The sequence below is a fragment of the Hymenobacter sp. 15J16-1T3B genome (assembly GCF_020711235.1).
Lineage (GTDB): Bacteria > Bacteroidota > Bacteroidia > Cytophagales > Hymenobacteraceae > Solirubrum.
In genome coordinates, this window is sequence record NZ_JAJFAV010000004.1 from 471,289 (window position 1) to 483,245 (window position 11,957).

Below are 11,957 nucleotides of genomic sequence, written 5' to 3' on the forward strand. Positions count from 1 at the left end.
TGAGCCAGCCGCGCTTGACAGCATTCAAGATTCAGAATTCATAATTCAGAATTCCACCCCGTGAAATACTACCTCATTGCCGGCGAACGGTCCGGCGACTTCCATGCCGCCCGCCTCATGCACGCGCTCAAGCAGCGCGATACCGCCGCGGAATTCCGCTGCTGGGGCGGCGACATGATGGAGGAAGCCGGCGGCACCATGGTGCACCACTACCAGGAAATGGCCATCATGGGCTTCCTCGAAGCCGCCACGGCCGTGTTCAAGTTTCGCCGTTTCCTCAAGGAGTGTGAGCAGGACCTGCTAGCCCACAAGCCCGACGTGCTAATTCTAGTCGACTACGCCGGCTTCAACCTGCGCGTGGCCAAGTTTGCAAAGGCGCACGGCATCAAGGTGTTCTATTACATTTCGCCCAAAATTTGGGCGTGGAATCAGGGGCGCGTTCACAAAATCAAGGCGTTGGTCGACAAGATGTTTGTCATTTTGCCCTTCGAGCAGGAGTTCTACCAGCGCTTCGGCTACGACGTGGACTACATCGGCAATCCCACCGCCGACGCTGTGCACGAGCACCCAATGCCCGACGACTTTCACCAGCGCAACGGCTTCGACCCCAACCGGGCCATCATTGCGGTGCTGCCCGGCTCGCGCAAGCAGGAAATCGAGGAAATGCTCTTCGAAATGCTGCGCATCCTGCCGCCCTTCCTCGATTACCAGTTCGTGGTGGCCGGCGTCTCCAACCTCGACCCCGGTTACTACCGCCACTTCGAGCGCATCAACGTGCGCATCGTCGTCGACCAAACCTACGACCTGCTGCGCCACGCCAAAGCCGCCGTGGTCACCAGCGGCACCGCCACCCTGGAAACGGCCCTGTTCGATGTGCCCCAAGTGGTTTGCTACCGCACCAGCGCCGTGTCGTACCACCTGGCCAAGTCCTTTATTAAGGTCAAGTACATTTCGCTGGTCAACCTCATTGCCGGCCGCGAAGTGGTAAAAGAGCTGATCCAGGGCGACTTCACCGCCCGCAACCTCGTCACCGAGCTGCACCGCGTGCTGGACGACGAGAAATACATTTCCGAAGTAAAAGCCGGCTACGCCGAAATCCGCGAGAAGCTCGGCCGCACCAACGCCGCCGACAAAGCAGCGGAACTGATGGTGGGGTATTTGAATAAATAAGGCCGTCATCCTGAGCAGCGCGAAGGGCCTCCCTCGCGCCCTGCACCAACTACCAAGCGCAGCCACAGACCTCTGATGCGAGGAAAGTGGCTGCGCTTGTGTTTGCAACGTTTCATGCCTTTCCTGCATGAAACACACTGTTTATGTGAAACTTATAAACGAGGGCTCTGTTGCTTGGCACCCAGTGCAGGCAATACGTTTGTCTAATAGTTTGTATCAACAAGCTGTAGACAAGGTCTATGACCAAGATGACTAAACTTGGGAATTCCCGCCAGGTGGTGTTGTCGTAGTCGAAGAGTAAATGCGCCAAGAGGGAGCCGTCAGGAGTAGGGTGCCCATAGTAGTATCCCAAGCACCCAGTTAAATACAAAAGGCGCTGGAACAGCTGTTCCAGCGCCTTTTGCTTAATGCAGTGTTGCGTCTTACGCCGCCCGCAACTGCTTCAGCGGCGACTTCTCGAATTTCTCGTGGGCGTAGTCTAAGTCGATAATCAACTCCGTCTGATCCGTCACCGAAGGCATGTCGAACATGGCGTCGGTCATGATGCTTTCACAGATGCTACGCAGGCCGCGGGCGCCGAGGCGGTACTCGTCGGCCTTCTCCACGATGTAGTCCAGGGCCTCGTCGGTAAACGAGAGCGTGATGCCTTCCATCTCGAACAGGCGGTTGTACTGCTTCAGGATGGAGTTCTTGGGCTCCGTCAAGATCATGCGCAGCGTGGCCTTGTCCAGCGGGTTCAGATGCGTGAGCACCGGCAGGCGGCCGATCAGCTCGGGAATGAGGCCGAACTGCTTCAGATCCTGGGCCGTGATGTAGCGCAGGAAGTTATTGGTGTCCACCTTCTCGTCCAGCAGCGTCTTGGCGAAGCCCAGCGGCTTGGTGTTCAGGCGACTCTTGATGATGCGTTCAATGCCCACGAAAGCGCCGCCGCAGATGAACAGGATGTTTTCCGTGTTCACCGTAATCATCTTCTGCTCCGGGTGCTTGCGGCCGCCGTGCGGGGGCACATTCACCGTGGTGCCTTCCAGCAGTTTCAGCATGGCCTGCTGCACACCCTCGCCGCTCACGTCGCGGGTGATGCTGGGGTTGTCGCTCTTGCGGGCAATCTTGTCTACTTCGTCGATGTACACGATGCCGCGCTCGGCCGCTTCCACGTTGTAGTCGGCGGCCTGCAGCAGGCGGGTCAGGATACTTTCCACGTCCTCGCCCACGTAGCCGGCTTCGGTCAGCACCGTCGCGTCGGCAATGCAGAAGGGCACTTGCAGCACCGAGGCCAGCATCTTGGCCAGGAAGGTCTTGCCCGTGCCCGTCTCGCCCACCATGATGATGTTCGATTTTTCAATCGTCACATCGTCCTTGCCGGCAGGCTTCTGCATCAGGCGTTTGTAGTGGTTGTAGACGGCCACCGACAGCACCTTCTTCGCTTCATCCTGGCCTACCACGTACTGGTCGAGGTATTCCTTCATGTCGCGGGGCTTCACGAGGTTAAACTTCGGCGTCTTCGAGTTTGAACGAATCTTGTTCTCTTCGTTCAAAATCTGCTGCGCCTGCCCGACACACCGCTCACAGATGTGCGCGTTGATGCCGGAAATCATGATGGAAACCTCGCGCTTGCTTTTGCCGCAAAACGAGCAGGTGATATCTGCCATTGTCGAAGGAAAGTCGAAAAACTAACGGTATTAGCCGTGCCAGGGCCGATACAGTCTCAAAGGTACGAATTCGCAAACGCCCCGCTCTCACATAAAAGTGCCGAACCGCGGGGCTTCTACAAAAAGAACAACCGTCTCACCCTGAAGTTACCATTCAGAATGAGACGGTTGCATGTGCATCAGTTCAGCCGGTGAACTTTATGGCCGGACGGCTGGAATTACTGGCCGGAGGAATGCCCGAAAGCTAATCAGAACGTCATGTCGAGCGCAGCCCAGGCATCTCGCGTGCGGACCTTGAACCGCTAGAGATGAACGTCATGCTGAGCTTGCCGAAGCATCTCTACCGCTTCGTTAAGGTTAGTATCTCACGTCAGCACGCAAGATTCCTCAACAGGCTCGGAATGACGTTCTATTTAAGCGCTCAGATTGATTATTTCTCCAGCTTGTGGCGCTCCAGCACCTCGTCGATGATGCCGTATTCCTTAGCTTCGTCGGCGCGCATCCAGTAGTCGCGGTCGGAGTTGTCGTGCACTTCCTGGTAGGTTTTGCCGGTGTGCTTGGCCAGGATGTCGTACAGCTCCTTCTTCAGCTTGAGGATTTCGCGGGCGGTAATTTCGATGTCCGACGACTGACCCTGCACGCCGCCGGAGGGCTGGTGAATCATCACGCGGGCGTGGGGCAGGGCCGAGCGCTTGTCTTTAGCGCCGCCGGCCAGCAGCACGGCGCCCATGGAGGCGGCCAAGCCGGTGCAGATGGTGGCCACATCCGGACCCACGTACTGCATCGTGTCGTAGATGCCGAGGCCAGCGTACACCGAGCCGCCGGGCGAGTTGATGTAGAGCAGAATGTCCTTCTTGGCGTCGGCCGACTCCAGGAAGAGCAGCTGAGCCGTGATGATGTTAGCAATATAATCGTCAACCGGCGTGCCCAGGAACACGATGCGGTCCATGATCAGGCGGGAGAATACGTCGATTTCGGCGAAGCGCGTGGGGCGCTCTTCGATAACCGAGCGCGTCATGTCCGTGACGAAATGGCGGCTTTGGCCTTCGATGTGGTGCAGATACTGATCGACACCCAAGCCGCTCAGGCCTTGGCCCTTAACGGCGAATTTGCGGAATTCCTGTTTGTTCAGCATTGACTGAAAAGGTAGGAGAGATGGTTAGTACGGCTGATGCCGGCGCCTGGGCCGGAGGTCAAGGGTACGAAAAAAGCCCTTACTCCGACGAAGTAAGGGCTTTTTTTTAGCGGGAATCAACCCCGGCGTAAGATTTACGCTTGCGGGTTGCTCCGGAAGTCCTCGGCCGTCATCGGCTGGTCCTTCACAACAATCTGACCACGCAGGCTGTCGACTACTTTGTCTGCCAGAATGGCTTCGTACTCCTGCACGTAGTTCTTGCCGTTCTCCTGACGCAGGTAGTTGTCGGCAAAACCGCGCACCGATTCGCGCAGCTCCTCCGATACCTCCGGCATGTTGAACTGGGCCAGAATCTTGTCCATGGTGCGGTCCATGATTTCCTCGTTGGATACCTTCAGGCCCTGGTCTTCCACCACTTTGTTGCGGATCAAGGACCACTTCAGCTCCTTCTCGTAGTCCGCGTAGTTTTCCTCAACCTGCTCCTTGGTCAGCTTGCCTTGGTTGGCGGCTACCAGCCACTTCTTGAAGAACTCCTTGGGCAGGTTGATTTCGGTCGAGTCAACGATTTTCTGGATCAGACGACGGTTCAACACGTTGTTCGACTCCCGGTCGTAGTTCTCCTGGATGGTCTCGCGCACTTTGGCGTCGAAATCTTCCTTCGAAGTCACGATGTCCTTGCCAAACACTTTGTCGAACAGCTCTTGGTCGTACTCCGCCTGCTTCGAGCGGTGGATTTGCTCTACCTCGAAAGTGTACTCGCCGTCAACGCCAGCAGCCAGCTCCTTCGAGAGGCCGGTGAAGTTGGCAATCAGGGTGGCGTCGCCGCCGAAAGCGTCCTTCAGGTCGAAGGTCACCACGTCGCCGGCCTTCACGCCCACGAACTTGTCGGCGCCGTTCTTCAGCTTGTTGGTGGGCAGCAGCACTTTCTGCGAAAACTCGGTGGTTTCCTGCTTCAGCTGACCCGAAATGTAGTCACCAGCTTCGGCCGTTTCCGGGTTGGTGTTTTCACCGAACTGGCGGCCGATCTGCTCGTAGGTCTCGTCCAGCGTGTTCTGGTCCAGCTCTACTTTCGGGCGCTCTACTTCGAACCCGTCGCCGGTGGGCAGCGAGAAATCGGGCACCAGGCCCAGCTCGAACTGGAATTCGAAGTCCTTCTGGGTGTCGAAATCCACGTTGGCGGGCACGGGCAGCGGGTCGCCCAGCAGGCGCAGCTTGTTCTCCTTGATGTAGGTGTCAACCGCCGAGTTCAGCTGCTTGTTGATTTCGTCAACCAGCACGCCTTTGCCGTACATTTTGCGCACCAGCGCCGCCGGCACCTTACCCGGCCGGAAGCCCTTGATCTGCGCCCGCTTGCTGACGTCCTTGATCTGCTTTTCTACTGCTTCCGAGTAGTCGGCTTCCGTGAGGCGCACGGTCAGCAGGGCGCCCTGCTGTTCGTCTTTGTTGTCGAGGGTGATGTCCAAAACGAGTCGGAGGTTAAAAGTAAGCGGGCCGTGGGCCCAGTTAGATAAAAAGGCAACAAGCCCCCAACGCACCGGGGCCGGGGTGTTGAGGGCCTGCATCGAGGCTGCTGCCGAAACAGCAGCGGAGTGGTGCGGATGGAGGGACTCGAACCCACACGCCTTGCGGCACCAGATCCTAAGTCTGGCACGTCTACCAATTTCGCCACATCCGCATGCACGGCCGGCCGCCGCGGGGCCGCAAAGCTAAACAAGTGCCGCGGAATATCAAACCCTTGCGCCAAGTTGGCGGTTAGGCGGGGCGGTGCCTGGCAGCAGAACTTGCTGCGGAGCTTGCCAAGGCGTCTCGGTTGCTTGTTCGGTGGGCAATGATCAAGTAGAGCCGGAAATAAACCCGCATTATCCTTATCTTGAATAAACGGCCATATGGAGTTTTATAGATGGCAGAGGCAGTTCATTCCACCCGCTTCAAGGATCAGAATCTGGTCCTGTGGTCTTTTGCCCGTAGAATATCGGTCTGTTGTCCTAACTGCCAGCAGAAGGCCGAGGTGGAAAAAGAACCTAATAGCCACCGCAGTAAATTTTGCTGCGTCAATTGTCATTACCAGCACAACCCCAACCCGGGACAGTACGACCTAAGCCTGAATGTCTATTGCAGCCAGTGTGCGCACCGAATCAGTATTGATAGACCGCGGGTAAAAAGTAGAAGGCAGGCTATCAAAGTGAAATGCCCGGCGTGTGACAGCGTGAAATCCTATCAGCCGACGTATAAGCTCAGCTACTGGCCCGCATTTCGAACGGACGCTAAGGAGCCATTTTTCGGTTTGGCACTCTGGTACCAGGCACCATTCAAAGACGAGGTGCTCTGGGCTTACAACGCGGAGCACCTCCTGTACTTGGAGCAATATATTGCAGCCAAGGTCAGGGAGCGAAACAACCGCCGGTACGCGACCATGGTAGAGAAGCTGCCATTGTTCATGCAATTGGCTAAGAACCGCGAAGCGCTGCTGAAGCTACTTGAGCGGATGAAGCGGAAAGGTTAGGGACATGACTTTGCATTCAACGCTTTTGGCAACGCCTATCCCTGTTCCGTTGTTATCTTAATAGGTATACCAATCCGAACCGTTCACTCGAACAGTCCGGCCCCGCGAAGTCCACCCCACCGGGCGCGGTTTTCGTACCTTCGTCGGCCGCCTTCCGCAAGCGGCCCGCAGTGCTTTTTCGCCAATGGCAACTCTCATAGATCCGGAGGTAGAGCGGCAGGAAATCCTGCGCCACTACCGCAAACTGCTCCGCACGGCCAAGCCCTACCTGAAGGGTGGCGACGCCAAGCTCATCAAAAAGGCCTTCAACACCTCCCTGGAGGCCCACAAGGACATGCGCCGCAAGTCCGGTGAGCCGTACATCCTGCACCCGCTGGCCGTGGCCCAAATTGTGGTGGAGGAAATCGGCCTGGGCACCACCAGCATCGTGGCCGCCCTGCTGCACGACGTGGTGGAGGACACGCCCTGGGAAATTTCCGACGTGGAGCGGGAGTTCGGTACCAAGGTCGCCCGCATCGTCGACGGCCTCACGAAGATTTCGGGTGTGTTCGATTACGGCACCTCCGAGCAGGCCGAGAACTTCCGCAAGATGCTGCTAACGCTGTCGGAAGACGTGCGCGTTATCCTCATCAAAATCGCCGACCGTCTGCACAACATGCGGACGCTCGACTCGATGCCGCGCCACAAGCAGCTCAAAATCGCCTCGGAAACCATCTACCTCTACGCCCCGCTGGCCCACCGCCTCGGTCTCTACGCCATCAAGAGCGAGCTGGAGGACCTGCACCTGAAGTACACCGACACCGATACCTTCCGCGACCTGACGCAGAAGGTGCGCCAGAGCCGCGGCGCCCGCAACCGATTTATTAAGGAGTTCGTGGCTCCGCTCGACGATGAGCTGAAAGCCCAGGGCTTCGACTTCGAAATCAAGGGCCGTCCCAAGAGCATCTATTCCATCCTGCGGAAGATGCGCAAGCAGAATATTCCCTTCGAGGAAGTCTACGACCTGTTTGCCATCCGCATCATTCTCGACGTGCCGCCGGAGCAGGAAAAAGCCGCCTGCTGGCGCGTCTACTCTATCGTCACCGACTTCTACCAGCCCAACCCCGACCGCCTGCGCGACTGGGTGAGCACGCCCAAAGCCAACGGTTACGAGAGCCTGCACACCACCGTCATGTCTCAAACCGGTCAGTGGGTAGAAGTGCAAATCCGCTCTCGGCGTATGGACGACATTGCCGAAAAAGGCTACGCCGCGCACTGGAAATACAAGGACACCGGCGCCGTGCAACCCGAGTCCTCGCTCGAAGCGTGGATCAACAAGGTGCGCGAGATGCTCGAAACCAACAACTCCAGCGCCCTGGAGTTCATGGACGAGTTCCGCCAGAACCTCTTCGTCAAGGAGGTTTACGTCTTTACCCCGAAAGGCAAGCTGGTCATCCTGCCCGACGGCGCCACGGCCCTGGATTTCGCTTTCGAAATCCACACCCACATCGGTCTGCAGTGCCTCGGCGCCAAAGTCAACCAGAAGCTAGAGCCGCTGAGCTACCGGCTGCGCAACGGTGACCAGGTCGAAATCCTAACCTCGCAAAAGCAGCGCCCAACCGAGGAGTGGCTTAGCTATGTGACTACGTCCAAGGCCCGCACCCGCATCAAGGACTACCTGCGCGACGACAAGCGGGCCAAGGCCGAGGATGGCAAGTTCCTGCTCGAAAAGCGCTTGGAGCTGATAGGAGTGGAGCAGACCCAGGACAACCTGAACCGCCTGCTGGCGCACTTCAACGTTCATAACGCCCACGAATTCTATTACCGCTTGGCAATTGGCCAAGTCGATGGCCGCGAAATCAAGGAAAGTCTCTTCGACCCGACCGTCCCGCTCCCGCGTACCCCGTCGATGCTGGAGCCGAAGACTTTCGACCAGGAAGTGCAGAAGCTGCGCGGCGTGCGCCCGGATATGTTAGTTATCGGCCAGACCACCGACCACATCCGTTACACGATTGCCACCTGCTGCAACCCCATCCCAGGCGACGACGTGTTCGGCTTCGAAACCGACCAGGGTATCGTTATTCACCGTACGTCCTGCCCCAAGGCCACTACGCTCATGTCCAGCTTCGGCAACCGCATTGTGCGCGCCAAGTGGACCGAGCAGCTGGAACTGGCCTTCTTGGCCGGCATCCGCATCAAAGGCTCCGACCGCGTCGGCCTCGTCAACGACGTCACCAAAATCATTTCGAACAGCCTCAAGGTAAACATGCGCTCCATCACCATCGACTCCGATGACGGCATGTTTGAGGGCCAGATCATGGTGTTCGTCAATGACACGGCCCACCTCGAAAAGCTCATCCAGCGCCTGAGCCGCGTCCGCGGCGTGTTGTCCGTCGAACGTTTCGGTTCCTAAACTATATGGACAGCAATGATAAAGAACGTCATGCTGAGCTTGTCGAAGCATCTCTACTGCTTCTTTCAATTGTTGTCCACAAACCATAAAACGGCTCTGCAGTACAACGAAGTCCAAAACCAGTACTCCTTAGTATATATAGGAGCCGGCCACCAGTAAATCCATCCGACCCATAATTGTGCTGCGACAAAACCACCCGCATCATGGTTATCAGTCCCGAATCATAGCCCATCTGCGCTCATGCTAGATGTTGAGAAGTACGAGGAGGTAAAGAAGATTTTCACCGCCTACCTCGAAAGCAAGGGCCTGCGCAAGACCTCTGAGCGGTACGCCATCTTGGAGGAAATCTACTCGCGCACCGGCCACTTCGACGTAGAAGAGCTCTACGCCGGCATGAAAGACCGCGGCGTGCAGGTCAGCCGCGCCACGGTGTACAACACCCTGGATTTGCTCGTCGAGCACCACCTTGTTAGCAAGCACCAGTTCGGCCGCAACCTCGCTCAGTACGAGAAGTCCTACGGCTACCGCCAGCACGACCACGTCATCTGCACCGAGTGCCACAAAGTCGTGGAGTTCTGCGACCCGCGCATCCACGGCATCCAGACCATGGTCGGGGAGTTATTGAACTTCCATATCTTGCACCACTCTCTGAATCTTTACGGCATTTGCGGCGACTGCCGCGCCAAAGCCGCTCGTAGTACAACTGAATGAGAACCGACGCCAACCTGCAAGACGGCATCCTTTCGGTCCGCCTTTCCGGCGACCTGATTGGCAGCCCCGATTCCCAACAACTCCTCCAGACCGTTGACCAGCACCTCGGCGACGAAGCCGTGAAGCTCTGTTCCGTCGACCTCTCCAACGTCCGCTACGTCAACAGCTCCGGCATTGGCGTACTTGTGTCGCTGCTGACCAAGTTCCGCAGCCGCGGCGGCGAGTTGGTGCTGATCAACCCCGCCGAGCACCCGCGCAAAATGCTGGCGCTAACCAAACTCACCTCCATCTTCACCATTGCCGACGACGAAGCAGCTGCCTCTAGCTTGCTCAAAAACGCCAACTAAATGCCCGTAGACGTACTCGTTGGCCTCCAGTGGGGCGACGAAGGAAAAGGTAAAATCGTGGATGTGCTTGCACCCACGTACGACGTAGTAGCTCGTTTTCAAGGCGGCCCAAACGCCGGCCACACCCTCACCTTCAACGGCACCAAGCACGTTCTGCACCAGGTGCCATCGGGTATCTTCCACCCGCACATTATTAATGTAGTCGGCAACGGCGTCGTTCTCGACCCTGTCGTGTTCCGCGAAGAGCTGCGCAAGCTCACCGCCCGCGGCGTCGACGGCACCGCCAATCTCTACATCTCTAAGAAAGCCCAGCTCATCCTCCCCTCGCACCGCGCGCTGGACCGGATCTGGGAAGAAGCCCGTGGCGGTGGCAAAATCGGTTCCACCCTAAAAGGTATCGGCCCGACCTACCAGGACAAAATCGGCCGCACCGGCCTGCGAGTAGGAGACATCCTGCACCCTAACTTTAAGGAGCGCTACAACGAAGCCGTCGGGCGGCACCGTCAGCTGGCCAACTTCCACCAGCGCGAGCTGGAAATCGAGGAAGCCGAGCCTATCTTCTTCGAAGCCGTCGAAGAGCTCCGCCAGCTCCGCCTCACCGACACCGAATACCTGCTGAATGACCTGCTGGCCCAGGGCAAACGCATCCTGGCCGAAGGCGCCCAAGGCTCCCTGCTCGACATCGACTTTGGTACCTATCCCTTCGTCACCTCCAGCAGCACCGTAGTAGCCGGCGCCTGCACCGGCCTCGGCATCGCCCCGAAGCACATCGATAAGGTGTACGGCATTAGCAAAGCCTACTGCACCCGCGTCGGCAGCGGCCCGTTCCCCACCGAGCTTCACGACGAAGTAGGGGAGAAGATCCGCCAGGCCGGCCACGAATTCGGCTCCACTACCGGTCGTCCCCGCCGCTGCGGTTGGATCGACCTACCGGCCCTGCGCTACGCCATCATGCTGAACGGCGTCACCGAAATCCACTTGATGAAAGCCGACGTGCTTTCCGATTTCGACGAAATCCAGGTCTGCACTCACTACAAGCGCCCCGACGGCAGCACTACCGAGCACCTGCTCGACCTCGCCGAGCTGCAGGAACTCACTCCCGAGTACACAGCGCTGCCGGGCTGGCAAACCAGCCTCGATAACATTTCAACCCCCGAGGCCTTGCCCGCCCAACTGACCTCCTACGTGCAGTACCTTGAGCAGCAGCTCCAAGTGCCTGTCAGCATCGTCAGCGTCGGCCCCGACCGCGTCAGCACCATCCACCGGAACTAGCCACCCGCCGAAAAATAAATGCGAAGGCCCGCTTGACTTTGCGCAAGCGGGCCTTACCTTTGTCATCCTAGTTCGGCAAACGGCCAGCTGAAACCTCAAACGAGGAAGTTTTGAAAAGTTTTTCGGTCAAGGCTCTTGACTTTCTGAAATCGGATGTGCTACCTTTGCACCCCGGTTCAGCAGGAAGCGGCAAGACACGCGAGCAGCTAAAAAAAAGTTGCCCCCGGGACTTGACACGAAAGCCCAAACGTTCCGACCTTTGCCCGCCGTTTTGCTTTGAAACGGCAGGTGAAGAAAGGCGGCGAGAAAAAAAACTTGCCGCTGGAACTTGCAACGAGAGCAACGAGTTTGCTACCTTTGCAGCCCGGTTCGAAACGCGAGCCGGGAGAGATTGAAAGGAACGGGTCAACGAAAAAAAAGTTGCCCCGGGGCTTGCAAACGAAGGAAAACGCTTCTTACCTTTGCAACCCGAAACGCAAACAACGCCGCGAGCTGCGCGGCGCTACGGTCTCAAGCGGAGGCCGCACGTTCTTTGAGAGAGTGTTGAAAACGACAAGGTAGTAGCTACCGAAGCGCTGTGAAGCGTGGCAGGTAGTGAACCAAGCGAAACGAACAAACCAATCCTGTCAGACCGTCGTGCTTCGGCACGACAACGACAAAAGATGGCCAAGACAATCGTCGTCTTCGGACGGCAAACAAACTTTTACAATGGAGAGTTTGATCCTGGCTCAGGATGAACGCTAGCGGCAGGCCTAATACATGCAAGTCGAACGGGGGT

9 protein-coding genes, 1 tRNA gene and 1 rRNA gene are annotated in these 11,957 nt (G+C 57.6%); 7 read left to right on the top strand and 4 right to left on the bottom strand.

Annotated elements, in window-relative coordinates; genetic code table 11:
- Positions 1–60: 60 nt before the first annotated feature.
- Entirely contained in the window at positions 61–1,170 is a 1,110-nt protein-coding gene (gene lpxB, locus LJ737_RS10020; RefSeq protein ID WP_227765238.1) for a lipid-A-disaccharide synthase, read from the top strand.
- A 422-nt stretch (positions 1,171–1,592) separates the two neighbouring features.
- Here the strand turns inward: lpxB and clpX are convergent, their stop codons facing one another.
- The 4 genes from clpX to LJ737_RS10040 form a co-directional block, all read right to left on the bottom strand.
- Entirely contained in the window at positions 1,593–2,819 is a 1,227-nt protein-coding gene (clpX, locus tag LJ737_RS10025; RefSeq protein WP_227765241.1) for an ATP-dependent Clp protease ATP-binding subunit ClpX, read from the bottom strand.
- Between the two features lie 430 nt (positions 2,820–3,249).
- Positions 3,250–3,954, bottom strand: a complete 705-nt coding sequence (locus LJ737_RS10030; RefSeq protein WP_262907881.1) for an ATP-dependent Clp protease proteolytic subunit — start codon at positions 3,952–3,954, stop codon at positions 3,250–3,252.
- A 134-nt stretch (positions 3,955–4,088) separates the two neighbouring features.
- Positions 4,089–5,417 (bottom strand): trigger factor, encoded by a 1,329-nt coding sequence (gene tig, locus LJ737_RS10035; protein ID WP_227765243.1) that lies wholly within the window; start codon positions 5,415–5,417, stop codon positions 4,089–4,091.
- A gap of 127 nt (positions 5,418–5,544) precedes the next feature.
- Positions 5,545–5,629, bottom strand: a tRNA-Leu gene (locus LJ737_RS10040).
- Positions 5,630–6,238: 609 nt separating this feature from the next.
- Between LJ737_RS10040 and LJ737_RS10045 the strand changes: the two genes are divergently transcribed.
- From LJ737_RS10045 to LJ737_RS10070, 6 genes are all read left to right on the top strand, one after another.
- Positions 6,239–6,457 carry a hypothetical protein gene (locus LJ737_RS10045; protein WP_227765244.1) on the top strand — a complete coding sequence of 73 codons (219 nt, stop codon included), beginning with the start codon at positions 6,239–6,241 and terminating at the stop codon, positions 6,455–6,457.
- Between the two features lie 184 nt (positions 6,458–6,641).
- The gene (locus LJ737_RS10050) at positions 6,642–8,849 is read left to right on the top strand and encodes a RelA/SpoT family protein (protein WP_227765246.1); all 2,208 of its coding nucleotides are present in this window, start codon (positions 6,642–6,644) and stop codon (positions 8,847–8,849) included.
- A 240-nt stretch (positions 8,850–9,089) separates the two neighbouring features.
- Positions 9,090–9,560 carry a Fur family transcriptional regulator gene (locus tag LJ737_RS10055; RefSeq protein ID WP_227765248.1) on the top strand — a complete coding sequence of 157 codons (471 nt, stop codon included), beginning with the start codon at positions 9,090–9,092 and terminating at the stop codon, positions 9,558–9,560.
- Positions 9,557–9,907: an STAS domain-containing protein gene (locus tag LJ737_RS10060; RefSeq protein WP_078011413.1), complete on the top strand. Its 351-nt coding sequence runs from the start codon at positions 9,557–9,559 to the stop codon at positions 9,905–9,907. The genes LJ737_RS10055 and LJ737_RS10060 overlap by 4 nt, the downstream gene beginning before the upstream one ends.
- On the top strand, positions 9,908–11,179 hold the full coding sequence (locus tag LJ737_RS10065) for an adenylosuccinate synthase (protein WP_227765251.1): 1,272 nt from the start codon (positions 9,908–9,910) through the stop codon (positions 11,177–11,179).
- Between the two features lie 705 nt (positions 11,180–11,884).
- Positions 11,885–11,957: ribosomal RNA gene (locus LJ737_RS10070) — 16S ribosomal RNA — on the top strand; the annotation flags it as partial.